We start from the raw sequence: 18,226 nt of genomic DNA, 5'->3' as shown, positions 1-18,226 counted from the left end.
GCTCCGGGGCGGTGCGGTACTTCACCGTCGCCACGATCCGAATCGAGGACATCTGACCGACACCTGAACCCAGTGCAGAGGGCAGCCCCGGAACACCCAAGGTTCCGGGGCTGCCCTCTGTTCTGGGCTAGCTCACGGCTGCGATGAGCTGACCAGCTCGGGTCACAGGTGACGGTCGACGTCCATGCTCTGGTGCAGAATGCGCACCACATCGATGATGCCGTCGCGGGTGAGGCGGTAGTACAGAGTGTTAGGACGCCCTTTCGTAGCGAACTCGCAACCTGGCAAGCGCTCTACAACGCATCTGACCGCCCATACCAACGGCAGCGTCTACTCCGCCTGCGGCCGGTCGGTGAGAGCGGGCTGTCGTGAACAAGATCTAGCCGCCGATCTTGCCCGGGGGCGGCCCGCTTGCCGCTCCTGCACCGACCAACTTCCGGAACGATCGTCCGCTGACCACGTTGTATCAGCCTCCGTCTCGGCATGAGCCGCAGTGGCTGTGCAGTGTTCGCCGTGTGGACGCCAGAGGCAGAGTGATCGACAGGGCACTCCTTCCCGCTCTTGGTTGGCGCCCCGGCATGCGGCTCGGGTGCAGACTGGAGGGTGACGCCGTTGTCGTCAGTAGCTACGGAGATCCCCGACTATGGGTCACGGCCGCTGGTGACCTCCGACTTCCAGCCGTATTCCGGCGCGAGACCGGGATCCACACCTTCGACCGGATCCTTCTCGCGGCAGACCTCACCGAAGGCCTCCTCTCCTTGTTCGGCCCTGCCTCCGTCGATGCGATGATCACGCGGCAACTGCAAACAGCTCCTCGCTCGGGAGGGGGCCGATGACATCGTCAGCCTCGAGCGCCGAAGTGCAGACCGCCCAATTGCTCCTCGAGCGATTAGGAGTAAGCCTCGAAGACCTCTGAGATGGGTTGAGCGGAATTTCGGTCACGCTGTCGCCAAGGCTTATGCGGGACACGCCGACAACCACAGTGACGGCGCCACGTCCATCTATACCCGCGCGACCCGTGAAGAGGTGGCCTACGCCCTCTCGGTCTTGACCGGAGAACCGCACCCTGTGGCCACCCAGGTCCCGACTGCGTACACAGAGGAACTTCCAAGGTGAATAACACTGCACGTGACACGGATCCGAGTACCTGCTCAGCGCCCCAACCGGCCTGGAAAGGCAATACAGGCCATGGCTGCTGCGCCGGCGCATGCGTCGCGCTGAGGCTCTGGATCCGGATGAGCTTGCTAGGAGATCCCCGTCCATGACCTGAAGGTCACGGGCATCATCGGAGAACCGCCGGAGCGTACCTCATGGCCTCGGGCCATGAGGTACGCCCCCGCGTTCCGTCGCCTGCCCTTCGCTACTGGCCAAAGGCGGGGTTGAGCTCTGCCATATCGAAATAGTCGCGCCATTCAATGATGAGGCCGTCGTTGACCTCGAAGACGCCCATGACCCTGATCAGGGTCACGCGTTCCCCTGATTGCAGGGTGTCGACGCGCTCGTTCATGACCACGTTGCCGGAGGCGACCTGGTACTTGACGTCCCAGTGGATTCGGTCGAACTGCTTGAAGGAGTCCACGCAGACGTCGCGGATGGCAGCGCGGCCGAGGATGGGCTCCATGGGGATGTTGTGGTAGCGGGCGTCTTCGGCGAAGTGCTTGCTGATGGCGTCAGGATGGCGGCTGGGGTCGTTCCAGCTGTCGGCGAGGGAACGTACGACTTCGTCGGGACTCATCATCATGTGGCTCGCTTTCATGGTAAGGGTGATCGGGTCTCCGAACCGGAGAACGTTTGGTTGAGCGCGCTGGGGATCGAAGACAAACGCACCGGGACGCGATCTTCACCCCGTGGTCGGTTGGCGCCTCTGACCCGGCCTTCTCCTCACGCCGATGGAACGCGCGGAAGACACGATGACCTGGTCATGCGGGGCGCGTACCGCGTCCGGTGCGAGCTCCACGATACAGGAAATTGAACTGAGTGCAAATATATACGGCGTGCAGTTCTGTATGATCGATCTGGGAGGATGAGCCATGAGCCTGCGTGAACGGAAGAAGCTGGCAGCCTGGCGTGCCATCCGGAACGCCGCACTGCGGCTTTTCGAGGAGCGCGGGTTCGAAGCCGTCAGCGTCGAGGAGATCGCCGCCGCCGCGGACGTCTCCCGCAGCACCTTCTTCAATTACTTCGCCAGCAAGGAAGCCGTCGTCTTCGACCAGGACCCCGAGCAGCGGGAGCAGTGGCGCGCGATCATGGCCGCCCGGCCAGACGACGAGCCCTTGTGGGACTCGCTGACGGCGATCCTGGTCGGATTCAACGAACTCCTCAGCGACCGCGTCCCGCTGCAACGGCGACTGAAGGACCGCTCCCCCGCCCTTGCGCAGTCGAGTTGGGACGTTGTGGGTGAGCAGTTCCTCACCGACGTGCGCGAATGGACGGCGTCGCGCACCTCCGAAGGCGACACCATGACTGTGACTCTTCAGCTCAACCTGGCATTCGCCGCGCAGAGCACCGCTTACGAGACGTGGGGTGCGGACGAGCCCTTCGACGACTACATACGACGGTTGAAGTACTGCCTGCACGCGGCGGCCCCACGGGACCGCCAGAGCCGACATCCGGCTCCTGACCCTCCGGCCGGGACAGGACAGCCCCTGGGCGACCCGCGCTGATGGCGCATTCGCTGCGAGATGGGTGTTCTTCATTGTGTGAGATCCGGCGGCGAGCTTGCGGTAGCCGGGGCGGATCTCGTCGCAAGCGCGGCCGACTCCGGGATTCGCTGCGGCGCGTTCGATGGCGTGCTGGAGTTCGCGAACGTACTCCTCGGCCTGGTCGGCGTCCCAGCGTCGGCAGGACTGCTTCGTTCGTTGCCCCAAAACAATGGGGGCCGCCAGGACCGGTATTCGACTGGGATCAGGGCCTCAGCCAGAAGCCCGCCAATGTCGAGCCGCAGGATTGGCCACCGACCGTGGCAGTGCCGACGGCACCCGCCTCGTAAGTGTCGAGAATCGTTCTTGGGCTCAAGTGATCACTGCATCACCGCGTGGATGATCATGTCGGCGTGGAGGTTTGGGTGCGGGAGTACGGGATGACGACAGCTCGGCAGGATGAATTGTGGCGTCGTTGGCGTGCTGGTGAGCCGATCAGTGTGATCGCCCGGACTCTCGAGATGCCGCTTCAGCACGTGCAGCGGTTTCTCGCCCAGACCGGAGGCGTGCGGCAATCCCCGCCGCGGCGGCGGGTGCAGCACTTGACGATGGCCGAGCGGGAAGAGATCTCGCGCGGCGTGGCGAGGGGCTGCTCAGCCCGCGAAATCGCAGCATTGCTGGGTCGCTCGCCCTCGACGATCGCACGCGAGATCGCCCGCAACGGCGGCCGTACGAATTATCGAGCAGCGGCAGCCGATGAGCGCGCGTACCAGCGTGCGCGGCGACCGAAACCTGCCAAACTGGCACGATCTCCTCTGTTGCGGGCGCTGGTCGAGGAGAAACTGGCTGTCTGCTGGTCACCGGAGCAGATCGCGGGTTGGTTGCGGCGGTTGTTCCCGGCGGATCCGGCGATGCGGATCTCGCATGAGGCGATCTATCTGACGCTGTTCGATCCGCGCCGCAAAAAGGCGATCGACCGGACACTGTGGCGCAAGCTGCGCAGCGGGCGGCGCATGCGGCACCCGAAACGGCCGCGGCGCCCGGACGGCCGCGGGATGATCAGCGATCTGGTGTCGATCAGCGAACGCCCGCCCGAGGTCGAGGATCGGCTGGTCGCCGGGCATTGGGAAGGTGACCTCGTGCGCCACGAGGCGCTGTTTGACCGAGCGGAGGTGAGAGACCTGCGCCGTTGTGCTGTCGCAGCAGCATAGCGAAGCTGGGGGCAGCCTGATCCGGGAGACGCCGGTGAGGGTGGCAAGCAGCCCCGACAACGACGGGACGGGCCAGTACTACCGGATGGTTCGGGTCCGGCAAGCAAGAGGAGAAGGTGTACGCGAGGAACCAGTGTTCTAACGCCTCTCAAGTCTCCCGCCAGCTCTAACCCGGTGGATTCGGGCTGGTCTGCGATGCGCACCAACACCTTCGCGGGTGTTGGGAACTCCGGGGTCGGGTTAGGTCGCCGGTTCCGGAGGCCATGGTGAATGCCTGCGGCGTAACCGTGGCGATATCGCAGGGGCATAGCTGGGCACCTCCCTCCTCGATCGGTTTGCAGTGAACGTGGGAACCACCGCGCGGCTCCCGAGCCGGCGATCTCCAACCAGGAGCGGGGAGTTCGGGTTGATGCGTCGTCGATCGATGGCTGCGCGGTGGGGCGGAGGGGTCGTAGCAGCCGCGCACCGGCACCGCATCTATCACCCTTCTCCAGCAGTCGGGACAGCACCCGCAGGGTCATTCAGCTTCTACGCGTCGTCGGCTGGCGAGTTCCTCGATCGTGAGGGTCGTCCGGCAGCCGTGCTCGATCAGAGTTGCAGCCAGCTCGATGTGCTGGGACAGATGCGCGGCCGCTCGGTCAAAGGGTCGCGAGGTTCATCCGCCATGCGGCTGGTACAGCAGGCGCACGACTCGACCGCCGCGCACGATCGTGATCGTTGACAAGAGAGTTGACTTGGCTTCCCGCAGGCTCCACGTCGGTACTTGACCGCTCCGCATCCAGTCGGCGAGTACGGCAGGAAGCGTGAAGCTGAGCCGGAAGCCAGCTTCCTCATCTACCGGAACGATCTCCCAGTCCCGGCTCAGTGGCCGGTTGTCGCGGCGATTACGGGGATACTCAAGATACACCCGGATCTCGCTGTTGCGTGGGTTGTCGAAGTACTCGGCAAACGCGACGGGGTCGTCCACCAGCAGAACGAGAACGAATGGGGCAGAGGGGAAGCCGAGGATGAAGTTATCCAGCATGACCCCACCGAGTCTGGCCACGATCGCTGACAGCTGGTCGGTAGGCAGTTCGCGCATCGGCGGGAAATCGTCCTCGTCGCCTGGCTCAGCCCGTTGTTGCGGCACGGCCAGCCCAGCTTGCGCCCTCTCGTGGGCGACAGCAAGGCCGAAGGTGGGCGTCGGTAAATTCGATTCTCCGACGGGTCCGCGCAGCTCGTGGAGGCGGCTGGCGAGGTCGGGGAAGTCCTCGTCATCAACGTTCGCTGGCCAGGTGCCTAGTGCGTGGCGGAGTGCATGCCGAACCTGGTTCAGCGGGAGTGAAGCGAGACCGGTCCGTCCCGCCAGGTCGACGAGCTGGATAGCAACTTCATCTGCTGCGGTCAAGAGCGCTCCGAAACCCGGATTGGACAAATCTATCAACGATATCTGCTGCGCCAGAGCATATTCCTGCGCTGGCCTGGTAAAGCCTGTAGCAGAGAACAGGGCGTACTGGTACTGGTAACGCTTCATCGGGATGCTGTACGCCCCCGGAGTCTGCGTGCCGTAGTGCTCGTTGACATCACGTATGGTTCCGTATGCATTTCGCGTGTGCTCGATGCCTGCTCGGCCATTGCGATATTTGGCCTCGACGAACAGGCGCATCGGCAGCGAGAACGGCAGCGGCAGATCCAGTTCGCCGAGCACATCGACTTGGTGGGTGGTGCCGCGCCCTCGAACCAGCAGGCCACGACCGCTGTCCTTCAGCGCCTCCCGGTCTTGATCGGCCGCAACGAGCAGCCGATAGCCGTTGTCCTGAAGGAGCCGGGCAAGCAGTTCTTCAAGCACATAACCCCGCACCGTCGCCACCTTGATCGGCAAGATTCCCCCTCGGTCTCAATCCATCTGTCCTGCATATGTCATTGCCTCAGTCACTGTACCGAGTCTGATAGAGCGGAGCCCTATTAGAAATTGGCCTGTAGCAGCTAGTTGTATGAGGTTGAGGACATCGCGACCGTGTCGATGGCCCGGCCTTCCACGGTCGCGGCTGTAGTATTGCGAATCCATGCCAGGTTCGCGGCGATCACGACCGATGCGGCGACGAGGTCGCCGCTTACCCCAGCGTTGATGTCCAAGCGGAATCCGACTTGCGCTACGTGGTGGCTGGCGGTCAGCGATAAGCTCCATAGGTGTACTACAGGGAGGACCCAGACGGCTCGGGAGAGCTCGTTCCCCTTTCCCATGATGAGATGGTCGCTGACTACTGGGCGAGTGGGACAGAGTGGCCCGGCGCGCTAGCCGACCTTTACGTAGATTTCCACGTTTTCTCACGAGTCGAGTTTCTGGTCTTTCGATCGCGCTTGAGTGCTGCAGTCTTCCTGGCCCGGTCAACTGAGGCAACGGCCGAGCGCACCCAGGAGGTGTTGACGCAGGGACGTAAGAGCATCGTCGGTGCGCGTCACGACAGCGTCTTTTGGGATGAGGGAGCGGCTCTTGACCACGTCGATGAGAATCTCTATGCACTGGACGAGGCACGCGCGATCGCCTGTGGTGCGGCGGCGATGACGGCAGTCGCGGCGCTCGAATCGCTCGTCGACGATGTACTGTCTGGCGTGGCACCGCTTGCGAAGAGCTCTGGCGGCCTCCATCAGAAGATGACACGGCTACTCGACCGAATTGGGCCGCCACCGGAGATTCGGGCCGACGTCGAGTCTGCAGTGAAGATACTCCGTGATCGTCGCAACGACTACGCCCATGCCCTCACCGGCTCCCCGTGGCCGCCGGCACAGACCGGTGGCACTTCTCGACCCCATACGAAGTTCGATGGTGAAACGATGTCCGACACTCTGTTCGAGGTTGGGAGCCTGGCCATTTGGCTGGAGGAACAGGTGGAACGCCTTTAGCCCCGGCGAGCGATGAGCTCGGGCCTCGCAGAGTCATGTCCGTCGGTTGGGAACTGTCATGACGGCTCTAGGCTCCAGTTCCACCAGTCCCGCATCGCCAACCTGCTTGACGCACCGAGGGGTGATCGGGTCGTGCCCAGCCAGGGTGAGCATGGCCAGGTGCTGGCACAGCACGGGCCATGCCGCCTCATCGGTGAGGCCAGGCATCAAGCGTTCGGCGGCCGCCGAAATAGTGGTGTGGTGCTCGGCGCCGAGCCGTGTGTCCGCGGCCGCGACGAGTGCCTCAAGGTATGCGTCGACGGCTCCGGCGAGCTGGCGTTGGGGGTCGGCGGCGTGGCGGGCCTGGGTGGTCGCGGAGACTTGGCTTCCGTCGCGGCCGAGGATCTGGGTGAGCATGTCGATCGCGGTCGGCGGGTGCAGCGCATTCCACGTCACGGCGGGAGCGTCCTGGCCGTCGCCTGCGGTGGCGAGGTAGAGGTGTCCGCCAGCGCGGGCGCGGGTGGCCAGCACATACAGCTGGAAGCAGTCCTCGTTGCCGGTCAGCACGCCGTGGCAGGTCTCGGTGGTCAGCCCTTGCGCGGAGTTGATCGTGCGGGCGTAGCCCAGCTCGACGCACTCACGCACGTAAGCGGTCGGCAGGGTGACTTTGCGGCCGGATCCGATGTGGGTAGCGGTGATCCGCCCGTCCGGGTAGACGGCACGGACCTTCCAGCGGTAGCCGTTGCGGACGTGATCGGTTTGCGAGATCCGCAGCCGATAGTTGTTCTCCCTGGTCGTGATGATGTCCCCGACAGATGCCGAAAGCCCATCCGACAGCAGCGTTTCCGGTCCGTGCAGCCCTTCGCGGCGGAGGCGTTCGTCGCGGGCGAGGGCGTTGAGCTGGCGCACCAGCTCGTTGGTCGGCGCCAGCAGCGCGACGTCGCGGCCTTGGGCGTAGTCGACCCGCCAAGCCCGGTACGCGGCGTGCACCACGGCACCAAGGGTGCCGACGTGGACGCGGCCGTGGTCGGTGTAGAACGCGATCGCGGCCGTATCGCCGTGGCGTAGGGCGAGGCTGGCGGCACGCTCGCTCGGGTTGTCGAAGCGGACGACGCTGGTGAGGGTGGCGGCTCCGGCGTGGTGGACGATGTCGCGGATAACGCCTCCGGCCTGCACGGAAGACAGTTGCCGGTCATCACCGACCGCCCGCACGCTGGCCCCGCGTTCAATCAGCCAGGACACGGCCGAATCCAGTTTGAGGGTGGGTGTTTTCGCGGCCTCGTCCAGTACGACGAGGGTGCGGGGTCCGATCGCCCGCACCCAGTCCGGCGTGTCGTCGAGGGCCCGCTCACCCGATCGGATGTCGTTGATCACCGTTACGAGCATGTCCACGGTCTTGGAGTCCGCGCCGATCTCGCTTCCCAGGACACCGGCGGCAGGTCCTTCCGGTGCCAGCCCGAGCACGGTGCCGCCTTCGGCGGTCCAGGCGCGCACGAGCGCGGCCATGGCGGTGGTCTTCCCGGTCCCGGCCGGGGCGATCGCGACATGGAACCGTCGTCCGGAGTTGGCGAACTCGCGCAGTAACTGGACTTGGCCGTCGTTGAGCATCTGGCCGTTGTTGTTGGCGGCGTGCTCGATGATCGCGGCATCCACCGCGGCCGCCGGGATAGTGCGTCCGCCTTCGAGCAGGCTTGCCGCTATCAGGCGTTCCTCGGCAGCGAGGACCTGTGGGCTGGTGAAGAGCTGGGAACCGGAGGTGGTGAACACGCTAGTGCCGTCGCGGCGGGTGAGTGCCTCGACCGTGGGTGCGATGTCTTCGGCCTCTGGTGTGCCGCGCGGGATCGACCGCGGCTCGCTCAAGGCGGCGTCGGTGACCTGGGTGATAAGGGTGTGCCAGTCGGCCGGGTCGACGCTGCCGCGCAGCTGGCGAGTGGCTTCAGCGCGAATGTGGCGGAACTGCCAGGTCGCCCGAGAATCGGACACGACCTCCACCACTCTCGCGGCGGTCGCGGCGACCCACGCGGCGTCGGTGATCTCCCGCTGCGGGACCGGCTGTCCCAGGGCGGTCGCGACCATCGCATCGACCGCGCTCTCACCACCCAGCAGCTGCACGGCATCACGTCGCCAATCAGCGCGTTGCTCAGCACGCGAACGTGCCGCCACCTTGTGGCCGCGGGTTTTCAAGGTGGCTTCTTGGGCGAGGTCGTGCAGCTCAGCCGGTGTTGGTTCGCGGCCACGCTCGGCCTGGAACCGCGTGGTGCGGGTGGTCAGCTCGGCGTCCACGGCGGCCGATCGCTTCGACCATTCCTCGGCCAGGCGCTCCTCGACGCCGACGATCTCCCGCACCGGCCGCTTCCCGCGCCGGCGTCGGTTGCTGCTGTGGCGTTCGGCGAACTGCACACTGAGGGACTGCTCGAGGTAGTGCTCCAGCCGGGTGTTGAACAGCTCGGAGGCGGCGACGTTGTGCTGGTAGATCATCCCGCCGTCGAGTGCACCCCACTGCCCGTCGTGGCGTTTGACCGCGTTCGAGATCACCACGTGGACGTGCAAATTCGGGTCACCCGCGCGACTATCGCGGTGCTGGAAGGCGGTCGCGACCAGGCCACCGACGACGTCGACCTGGCGGCGGCTGTGCCGCCCTACCCGCGTGAACACCGCGTGCTCCTCCAGATAGGCCAGCACATCCCGCAGGGCGGCATCGACGGCGGCCTCGATCTTCTCCGACACCTCGCGAGGCGCCAGTGCCCACAACGTCGACACCGACTTGACCGGCGAGAAAGTGAGGTCGAACCCGGCAACCCGCTTCGACGGCGCCCGGCTGGCGCGAGCCACCCACCCCGACAATTCCCGGTCATCGCGCGGTGGGCGGCCATATTCCTCGGCGAACATGCGCCCAGCAACGTCGGTGGCGATGCGGCTGCGCTCCTCAGCGGTGATCGGGGCGTAGTGGACGCGGCCGCGCTCGGCGTTGTAGGCGGCATACGCGTGGGCCCGCTCGTAGCGGTAGGAGTACTCCGCGGCCACGTGTTTCGTGAACGGAGCACCCAGCCTTACCAGGCGTACCGCGTGCGCCCGCGCCGTGCGTCGCGAGATGCCGTCTGCGGCGCGGGCTTCTACTTCGGCGGCGATCATCACCTCGGCATTCGGATGCAGGCCGTGACCGAACAACGCCCGCATCTGCGCTTCGGTCACCGCCTCACCGGCCGCGATACCGACGTTCGGCAGGCCGGAACCCAGCCAGCGACCGGGGGATTCGCCGCGCTCGCTGTAGTAGGTCGAAAGGCCCTGCGGACCGCGATCATTCACGTCGTGCGTGGCGATCGAGCGAAGATAATACGTGTAGCCGTCGCCACTGCCGAGCTTTGCCAGTGACATCACACACTCCACCGTACGCGCTCTTACTGCGAAGTGACTGTGATGTTTCCGCGACCAGGGAGCATGAGGTGTGGCAAATTCTTCTTCATATGTTCTGGTAGTGGCCGATTTTAAGTTTAGCGGAAGGGCTGGCGAGAGGTTGGTTGGATAGCGGTGGGAGCACATGCTAGTTGCGAGTTGAGCATTCGAATATTCTGTGAGATCGAATGAATTCAGGGTTGCAAGGGCCTGGCTGGCTCTGTTCGCGAACTGTGACGTCAGTTGTTCGCCAATCCTGGCGGCGTGTCGCGACCTACACCTCTTCGGAAATGTTCATGAATGCCGAGGGCAGAGAGCAGGTCAAGGACTCGGCCGAGCAGCCATCACGTGCCGAGACACGTGGTAGTGCCGGTGGGCGGGCGGTGGGCGTCACGAGATCGACTGCGGCGCAGGATGTCCGCTCATGTCGGTTTCCGTGTATCCAGCGGGATCGGTGTCGATCGGGGCAGCTCGTCGCGGATGGCTGGCATCGACCCAGCGGCCACGCACTTCTCGATGATCTCCCTACTCAGGAAGGTCGGCTGGCCGACGCCGCCTCGCTCGGAGACGATGCCCTGTGTCGGCTCTTCGGGCAATGCCGGCTCGGACCGGTCGGTAACCGCGCGCGCGACACCCACAGATGTCGTGAGAGCTGGCCCGCCAGGCATGCACCGGCCGCGTTGAACAGCACGTCGTCGACGGATGAGTGACGGCCGATAGCGAGGGCGAACTGTGCAGCCTCTACCGCGATCGAAGCTGCTGCTCCCGTCAACAGGATGCGGTACGAGCGGGCGAACCAGGGTCGACGCACCGGCAACAGGAAGCCGAGTGCGGCGAAGACCAACAGATTTCCGCCGAACTGCTCGATCACCCGGTCGTCGGCCAGTTGCTCGGCCAGATCACGCAGCGGCACGAGATTCACCGAACGACCTCTTCCGGTCGGCGTGAGAATCATCCACAACCACGGCGCGGTACCCGTCACCATCCCTACATCGCACAGCGCCGCCCGCCACCCGCGCCGCCCAGCCAGCCACCAGGCCACGAGACCGGCTACCGGTATCGCGGCGATCACGGCCACCACGACTCGACCCCACGCCTCCCACGTCCCGTTCACACCGCCAGTATCGCCCAAATGACCAGCGCCACAGACCTGGCTGAAATCCCACCCACAGCCTGCACTTATCGCCGCCCACGCGCATCCATTGAGAGCTAACAGAGCATGGAGCTCGAGCGCGCATCTGTCGGCGCTCTGACGGACCCTCGGCTACAGGTGGTGGCGAAATCGCCGTGTTTCGGCTTTCATGGAAGGCGGGAGAATCGGCAGGCCTGGAGGAACCATGCCTTTCGATCTCCACGGTGAGCCCTCTACTGGCCATCTCGGCGCCAGAGCTCGTCCTGGGCCTTTGTCTCCCGCGGCGGCGCGCTCATCGTTCACCTCTACTCGCACCAGCACACCGGTCTGCCGTTCTTGGCGGAGGGATAGCCACGCCCGAACGCGCGCGGCTCGTGATTGGTACAGAACGAGGTACCGGTCGTCATCGGTCAGCTACCAGTCGGCCAGCGTAGCCGAGGACGTGCGCCGTGTGCCCTGATGGCAGCAACGCGCATGATCAGGCTGCCAGAAGCCGCACGAATGATGTCACTGTCGTCGTTCCAGAGGACCCGCCTCAGCTCAACGCGATGGCCGCTAAAGTGTTGCTGGAGATCATTCTCCGACACGTCCGCGAGACTCGTGGCGAGACCGTCGATAGTCCCCGACCGAGTCCAGCATCAACACCACGGCCGACTCCCTCGATCTCAACTTGCGAGGAGGCAGTTCGACCGGGTTACCGCCGAACGTCGATGTCTTTCTCAACCAGCAGGAGGAATCGCAGCAATGATCAGGTTCGCTTTCGCCGGGCGGGTCTCCACCGAAGACCAGCAAGATCCGGACGCATCTCGCAACTGGCAGCTCGGACGAGCGAACGCCCTGGTCGGTCAGCACGGGCAGATCGTCGCGGAGTTCTTCGACATCGGGCAGTCGCGGTCGATCCCGTGGAAGCGCCGCCCCGCAGCCGGGCGGCTGCTCGAGCTGCTCAAAGAACCCGGGCGAGGGTTCGACGCGGTCGTGATCGGCGAACCGCAACGCGCGTTCTACGGCAACCAGTTCGGGTTGACGTTTCCGGTCTTCGTTCACTACGGCGTGCAGCTGTGGGTGCCGGAGGTCGGCGGCCCGATCGACCCGGACTCCGAAGCGCACGACCTGATCATGTCGGTGTTCGGCGGCATGTCCAAAGGCGAACGCAACCGCATCAAGATCCGCGTCCGCGCCGCCATGGCCGCGCAAGCGCAAGTCGAGGGCCGCTACCTCGGCGGCCGACCACCCTACGGGTACCGCCTCGCCGACGCCGGGCCCCATCCCAATCCGGGCAAAGCCGCCGACGGTAAACGGCTGCATACCCTTGAACCCGACCCTGTCACCGCGCCGGTGGTCCAACGGATCTTCAGCGAGTACCTGTCCGGCATAGGGATTTTCGCAATCGCGCAACGACTCACCGCCGACAACATCTTGTGCCCGTCGGCCTACGACCGCAGGCGCAACAGCCATCGCACCGGCGCCGCATGGTCCAAGAGCGCGGTCCGCGCGATCCTGGGCAATCCGCGCTACACCGGCTACGAGGTATGGAACAAACAACGCAAGCAGGAGCCCCTCATCGACGTCGATGACGTCGCCTTAGGCCATCACACCCGCTTGGTGTGGAACCCGAAAAACGAGTGGGTCTACTCCGACCAACCTGCCCATAGCGCACTCATCAGCAAGGACGCCTTCGAGCAGACGCAGCTACGGCTCGCCGCCCGAGGCCCGCAATCGACGGGCAGGACCACGACCCGCCGCCAGCACCCGTACGCCTTCAAGGGGCTGCTGTTCCACGACGCCTGCGGACGCCGCATGCAAGGCAACTGGAACCACGGGCTGCCGCACTACCGCTGCCGGTATCCCTCCGAGTACGCCCTCGCTAACAAGATCGACCACCCGACGACCGTCTACCTGCGCGAAGACCAGCTCAGCGGTCCGATCGATTCTTGGTTGGCCGACATCTTTCACCCCGACCGGATCGAGTATTCGCTGACCATGCTCGAGGACGCGCAGACCGACAACACTCCCGCCATCGAGAGTGCACGACGAGCACTTGCCGAACACGACCGCAAACTGTCCCGGTACCGAGCAGCACTGGAAGCGGGCACCGACCCGGCTCTGGTGGCGGGCTGGACCCAACAGATTCAGCGCGAACGGCAGGCCACCGCGGCCCAGCTCGCCACGCTGGAAGCCGAGCAACGTGTAAATCACCCGATGACCAGGGAGGAGATCCACCAACTCGTATCCTCGCTAGGCGGGCTGGTCCACATACTGAAGGCGGCTGACCCCACCGGCAAACTCGAGGTCTACCGGCAACTCGGCTTGAAGCTCACCTACGACCACAAAAAACGGGTGGTCGTGGCAGAAACTGCTCCACAACCACCCGTGTGCGTAGTGTCTGTGTCCGGAGGGGGACTCGGACACCCGAATTGTCCCATTTCTGCACACTTTTCGTGTGCATGCAGTCACAGTACCCCTTTATCGAAACCTTTCACTTCTTCACCACGAGAAGCCAATGGGTGCCGAACGCTTCGGGCAAGTGGATGCGGTTGCCCGGTGACAGCGACCAAAGCTTCGGCACACTCGATGATCGACGCCTTCGTGTAGGTCGGCGTCGCAGTGGTACCAGGGTCGCGATGGGCCGCGTAACGACGTGCAACTGCCTCGCCGAACTCCCGCTCGACGAAGGTAAGGGTCGTGTGAGCGTCGGTATGGGGCGCGGTGCCGAGCTTTCGTTCGGTCCGTTTCCCCATACCGCGCTCCCGAACCGGACGTGCGAGTTGTCCCCGCATCCGGCTCTCCATAGGTCAGGTTGGGGCGACGGTGGGTTGCCACGGGGTGGTGATCTTCGAACCCCGGTATTGATGACGCTGGATGCGTTGCGATGCCGGGTTGTAGAGCGGTATCCCGTTGTATTCCGGCCAGCGGTGCACGTGGTAGCGCGCCCAAGTCGCCCGGCGTGATGCGTGTCGGTGCTTGTGCAGCGCCCAGGACCAGAACCTCCACCACAGGTAGTTGCGGAGGTTGTTGAAGGTCTTGGCGGCCGCGCTGTGCCGGAAATACATTGTCCAGCCGCGTATCTCGGGTTGAGCTTGCGGAAGAGTTCGTCGGCGGGCATGTGGCTGACCTGCGCGGTGGTCGTCTTGATGGTGCGGCGTATCCGGGCCACGGATTTCGTGGATGGATAGCTGTAGACGAACCGCTTGCTGCTTCCTCGCTGGGTGTGCCGTTGGATGCGGAATCCCAAGAAGTCGAAGCCCTCGTCGAGGCCAGCGATCCGGGTTTTGTCCGGGGCCATGCGCAGCCCCAGTGGTGCCAGGATCTGTTGTACTCGTTGGTGCAGCGCTTCCGCGTGATCGCGGGTGCCGTGCACCATGATCACGAAGTCGTCGGCGTACCGCACCAGGCGGTAGGTCGCTCCTCCGCGTTTGCGGTGCACGAACCGCACTGTCGAGTCTCGGTGGCTCGCCCATTCGGCGTCGAAGTGGTCGTCGATGTCGGACAAGGCGATGTTGGCCAGCAGCGGCGAGAGAATGCCGCCTTGGGGAGTGCCGGACACTCGGTCGCGGTCGAGGTGGTCCTCGCCGAGGATCCCGGCTTTGAGGAACGCCTTGACCAGTGCCAGTACGCGCTTGTCTCCGACGCGTCGCCGTACCCGCTCGAGAATCGCGGGGTGTGACAGTTCGTCGAAGCATGAGGCTATGTCCGTCTCGAACACCCAGGTGTAACCCCGGTGAGCGTGGAAACGGATGTCCTCGATCGCGTCCTGGCAGCGGCGGCCTGGCCGGAAACCATAGCTCGACGCCGAGAAACCGGCCTCGAAGATCGGTTCCAGCACCAACTTCAGCGCCGCCTGCACCACCCGGTCCGCGGCGGTGGGTATCCCTAGCTTACGGACTTTGCCGTTCGCTTTCGGGATCGCCACCTGGCGGACCGGTACCGGCCGGAAGGTCCGAGTCTTCAACGAGACTCGAAGATCTTCCAGAAACCTTTCCGCCCCGCCCGAGCTGTTCTCGATGGTACGCGCGGTGCGCCCGTCGATCCCGGCCGTGCGGGCTCCCCTGTTGTTACGGACCCGCTCCCACGCGTAGGCGAGGAAACTCGGGTCGTGGACGAGGTTGTACAGGTCATCGAACCGACGACCACGATCGGTCGTCGCCCAACTGTGCAGCTTCGTCTGCATCCCCAGTACCCGCTGCTTGGCCGTGTACGGCATCCGCAGCGCGGCACCGATGTTCATCGGCGCGTCTTCTGGTATTGCACTCCTTGGCTTGCGTACCTACTGCCGCCCTTCCCCATGTGATCGGCTTTCCCGACCTCGGAGTACTACGGCGGCTCCGCCCCGTCGCGCGGCTACTCGGTGGGCAGTGACACCTACCCGCCGCCACCATGGCTTCGGTGGCGGTGAGGGACACCAGCACGACGGTTCCCGTGTTCACGTGTTCCCGATCGACGAGGGAGGCACCCTGCTATGCCCCGACGGCCCCGGTGGGTACGCCACAGTCCTTCTCCACCGGCTGCCAGTCCGCCGCTGGTCCCGGCGTACCGGCGGGCACCTCCACCGTCACACTGTCGGTGCGCACCGTTGTCCGGCCCATCCGTCAGGTTCGACAGGCCGTTCTGGTTAACGAGGGTTCGGACACAGGTTCCTCGCGTATGCCTTCTCGTCTCGCTCCCCGGGCACCGGTCCATCTGACGGTGCTGGACCGCCCCGGGTTTGTCAGGGCCGCTTGCCACCGAACCCGTTCACTCCGATAGGGTTCGGCTGCCCTCAGCTTCACCCGGCCGCTGTGACGGCAAGGCGTCGGTGGTCTCTCACCTCCGATCGGAAATCACGCGCCTCACGGCGCACGTGGCGCAGCCAATGCATGCTCACGCCCTGAGTGGAGACCCACGGCAGGGGCTGGCTGTCAGCGCTCTTCGAAAATCCGGCCATCGGCGCTCTTTGAAAATCGGCCACCCATCCACGATCGGAAGGGTGATCTCAGTGCAGGAATGGGCGCAGATCAGGTATCTCCATGCTGAGGGCCTGTCGATGCGGGCAATCGCGGCCAGGTTGGGCATCTCGCGGGACACGGTCTCGAGGGCGATCGCGTCGGAGTCACCGCCGCGATATCAGCGGGTGTCGGGCCCCTCGGCGTTCGATGAGTTCGAGCCGCTGGTGCGGGAGCTGCTGGCGCAGTTCCCGGCGATGCCGGCGTCGGTGATCGCCGAGCGGGCGGGCTGGTCGGGGTCGCAGTCGTGGTTCCGTAAGAAAGTTGCGGTCCTGCGCCCGGAGTACGCACCGAAGGATCCGGCGGACCGGCTGGAGTATCGGCCGGGTGATCAGGCGCAGTGCGATTTGTGGTTCCCTCCGACACCGATCCCTCTGGGTGCCGGTCAGGTCGGGACGCCCCCGGTGCTGGTGATGGTCGCTTCGTTTTCGAGGTTCATCACCGCGATGATGATTCCGACCCGGACCACCGCGGATCTGCTGGCCGGGATGTGGTCGCTGCTGTCGGGGCAGTTGGGGAAGGTCCCGCGCAGGCTGTTGTGGGACAACGAATCAGGGATCGGCAAGGGCGGAAACCTGGCAGCCGGGGTGGTGGCGTTCACCGGGATGCTGGCCACCCGGATCATCCAGTGCAAGCCGTTCGACCCGGAGTCCAAGGGCATCGTCGAACGCGTGAACGGCTATCTCGAGACCTCGTTCCTGCCCGGCCGGTCGTTCAGTTCACCAGCGGATTTCAACGCCCAGCTCGCCGAGTGGCTGCCGATCGCCAACGCTCGACACGTCCGGCGGATCGCGGGTTCCCCAGCGGAGCTGGTCGGTGTCGACCGGGCCGCTATGACGGTGTTGCCGCCGATCGCCCCGGCGGTCGGGTTCACCAGCCGCGCGCGGCTGCCGCGTGACTACTACCTGCGTGTTTTGGGAAACGACTACTCGATCGACCCGACGGTGATCGGACGGTTGATCGACATTCGTGCCGATCTGGATACCGTCACCGCCCGATGCGACGGGCTGTTGGTGGCCACCCACCGCAGAGCCTGGTCGAAAGCGGTCACCATCACCGACCCCACCCATGTCCGCACCGCTGCGCAATTGCGGGAAGCATTCGGCCACAGACAATCCCGATCCGCTGGCGACGATGATGGCGGGCTGGTGCGTAACCTGGCGGACTACGACGCCTGTTTCGGTGTCGACTTCGGCAGCGAGGGAGTCGCGTGATGGCCGCACCCACCGACACCGCCAAGCAGATCGAGTACTACGCCAACGCGTTGAAGGCGCCCCGCATCCGCGACAGCGCCGCCCGCCTGGCCGACCAAGCCCGCGACGCCGGCTGGACGCATGAGGAATACCTCGCCGCGGTCCTGTCGCGCGAAGTGGCATCCCGAGAGTCCTCCGGCGCCGAAATCCGCATCCGCGCAGCAGGATTCCCCGCCCGCAAAGCGATCGAGGAATTCAACTTCGACCACCAACCCGCCCTCAAACGCGACACCATCGCACATCTGGGCACCGGCCAGTTCATCACCAAAGCCCAAAACGTGGTGCTACTCGGGCCACCGGGAACCGGCAAAACCCACCTGTCGATCGGGCTGGGCATCGCCGCCGCCCACCACGGCCACCGCGTCCTGTTCGCCACCGCCGTCGAATGGGTCACCCGGCTACAAACCGCCCACCAGCACGGCTGCCTCGCCGCCGAACTGGCCAAACTCCGCCGCTACGGACTACTGATCATCGACGAGGTCGGCTACATCCCCTTCGAACAAGACGCAGCCAACCTGTTCTTCCAACTGGTCTCCAGCCGCTACGAACACGCCTCGCTGATCCTGACCTCGAACCTGCCGTTCTCCCGCTGGGGAGACGTATTCAGCGACCACGTCGTCGCCGCGGCCATGATCGACCGCATCGTCCACCACGCCGACGTCCTGACCCTCAAAGGCAACAGCTACCGACTCCGCAACACCGAAATCGACACACTCCCCCGCGCGGGACTATCTCGCTAAGGGTGTTTCCGGCGGTT

At 64.9% G+C, this 18,226-nt stretch carries 13 protein-coding genes and 3 pseudogenes; 6 read left to right on the top strand and 10 right to left on the bottom strand.

Translation table 11 applies throughout. From position 1 onward, the window contains the following. Positions 1–162: 162 nt before the first annotated feature. The 3 genes and pseudogenes from ABZ420_RS29760 to ABZ420_RS29750 all read right to left on the bottom strand — a co-directional run. Positions 163–252 (bottom strand): annotated as a pseudogene (locus ABZ420_RS29760) (plasmid stabilization protein ParE); the annotation flags it as partial. Positions 253–641: 389 nt separating this feature from the next. Further along, the gene (locus ABZ420_RS29755; protein WP_357129560.1) at positions 642–800 is read right to left on the bottom strand and encodes a hypothetical protein; all 159 of its coding nucleotides are present in this window, start codon (positions 798–800) and stop codon (positions 642–644) included. Positions 801–1,360: 560 nt separating this feature from the next. Then, a complete protein-coding gene (locus ABZ420_RS29750; RefSeq protein ID WP_357129557.1) occupies positions 1,361–1,741 on the bottom strand; it encodes a limonene-1,2-epoxide hydrolase family protein in 381 nt (126 codons plus the stop codon). A 289-nt stretch (positions 1,742–2,030) separates the two neighbouring features. Between ABZ420_RS29750 and ABZ420_RS29745 the strand changes: the two genes are divergently transcribed. Then, positions 2,031–2,663: a TetR family transcriptional regulator gene (locus ABZ420_RS29745; RefSeq protein ID WP_357129554.1), complete on the top strand. Its 633-nt coding sequence runs from the start codon at positions 2,031–2,033 to the stop codon at positions 2,661–2,663. A 30-nt stretch (positions 2,664–2,693) separates the two neighbouring features. On the opposite strand, the pseudogene ABZ420_RS29740 reads toward ABZ420_RS29745, so the two are convergent. After that, positions 2,694–2,837, bottom strand: a pseudogene (locus ABZ420_RS29740) (type II toxin-antitoxin system RelE/ParE family toxin); the annotation flags it as partial. A gap of 197 nt (positions 2,838–3,034) precedes the next feature. Here ABZ420_RS29740 and ABZ420_RS29735 point away from each other — a divergent pair. After that, entirely contained in the window at positions 3,035–3,850 is an 816-nt protein-coding gene (locus ABZ420_RS29735) for an IS30 family transposase (protein ID WP_357129551.1), read from the top strand. A gap of 655 nt (positions 3,851–4,505) precedes the next feature. On the opposite strand, the gene ABZ420_RS29730 is transcribed toward ABZ420_RS29735, so the two are convergent. Together ABZ420_RS29730 and ABZ420_RS29725 are read right to left on the bottom strand one after the other, a co-directional pair. Next, positions 4,506–5,711, bottom strand: coding sequence for a hypothetical protein (locus tag ABZ420_RS29730; RefSeq protein ID WP_357129548.1), 1,206 nt, complete (start codon positions 5,709–5,711; stop codon positions 4,506–4,508). Positions 5,712–5,815: 104 nt separating this feature from the next. After that, positions 5,816–5,965 carry a hypothetical protein gene (locus ABZ420_RS29725; RefSeq protein WP_357129545.1) on the bottom strand — a complete coding sequence of 50 codons (150 nt, stop codon included), beginning with the start codon at positions 5,963–5,965 and terminating at the stop codon, positions 5,816–5,818. Between the two features lie 54 nt (positions 5,966–6,019). On the opposite strand from ABZ420_RS29725, the gene ABZ420_RS29720 reads away from it, so the two are divergent. Beyond that, entirely contained in the window at positions 6,020–6,733 is a 714-nt protein-coding gene (locus ABZ420_RS29720; protein WP_357129542.1) for a hypothetical protein, read from the top strand. Between the two features lie 33 nt (positions 6,734–6,766). Here ABZ420_RS29720 and mobF read toward each other — a convergent pair whose 3' ends face one another. Together mobF and ABZ420_RS29710 are read right to left on the bottom strand one after the other, a co-directional pair. Continuing rightward, complete coding sequence (mobF, locus tag ABZ420_RS29715) at positions 6,767–10,252, bottom strand: MobF family relaxase (protein ID WP_357129539.1); 3,486 nt, start codon at positions 10,250–10,252, stop codon at positions 6,767–6,769. Between the two features lie 382 nt (positions 10,253–10,634). Continuing rightward, a complete protein-coding gene (locus tag ABZ420_RS29710; protein WP_357129536.1) occupies positions 10,635–11,183 on the bottom strand; it encodes a VanZ family protein in 549 nt (182 codons plus the stop codon). A gap of 798 nt (positions 11,184–11,981) precedes the next feature. On the opposite strand from ABZ420_RS29710, the gene ABZ420_RS29705 reads away from it, so the two are divergent. Next, complete coding sequence (locus ABZ420_RS29705; RefSeq protein WP_357129612.1) at positions 11,982–13,829, top strand: recombinase family protein; 1,848 nt, start codon at positions 11,982–11,984, stop codon at positions 13,827–13,829. A 200-nt stretch (positions 13,830–14,029) separates the two neighbouring features. Here ABZ420_RS29705 and ABZ420_RS29700 read toward each other — a convergent pair whose 3' ends face one another. Together ABZ420_RS29700 and ltrA are read right to left on the bottom strand one after the other, a co-directional pair. After that, on the bottom strand, positions 14,030–14,287 hold the full coding sequence (locus ABZ420_RS29700) for a group II intron maturase-specific domain-containing protein (RefSeq protein WP_357129609.1): 258 nt from the start codon (positions 14,285–14,287) through the stop codon (positions 14,030–14,032). Between the two features lie 77 nt (positions 14,288–14,364). After that, positions 14,365–15,405, bottom strand: a pseudogene (gene ltrA, locus ABZ420_RS29695) (group II intron reverse transcriptase/maturase); the annotation flags it as partial. A 681-nt stretch (positions 15,406–16,086) separates the two neighbouring features. Between ltrA and istA the strand changes: the two are divergent. Together istA and istB are read left to right on the top strand one after the other, a co-directional pair. Beyond that, positions 16,087–17,430 carry an IS21 family transposase gene (istA, locus tag ABZ420_RS29690; protein WP_357129533.1) on the top strand — a complete coding sequence of 448 codons (1,344 nt, stop codon included), beginning with the start codon at positions 16,087–16,089 and terminating at the stop codon, positions 17,428–17,430. Further along, positions 17,430–18,209: an IS21-like element helper ATPase IstB gene (gene istB / locus ABZ420_RS29685; RefSeq protein WP_357129530.1), complete on the top strand. Its 780-nt coding sequence runs from the start codon at positions 17,430–17,432 to the stop codon at positions 18,207–18,209. The genes istA and istB overlap by 1 nt, the downstream gene beginning before the upstream one ends. Positions 18,210–18,226: the final 17 nt, after the last annotated feature.

It is taken from the genome of Nocardia sp. NPDC005745, from assembly GCF_040630775.1.
Taxonomy (GTDB): domain Bacteria; phylum Actinomycetota; class Actinomycetes; order Mycobacteriales; family Mycobacteriaceae; genus Nocardia.
This window is presented reverse-complemented; position numbering and strand designations above follow the sequence as displayed.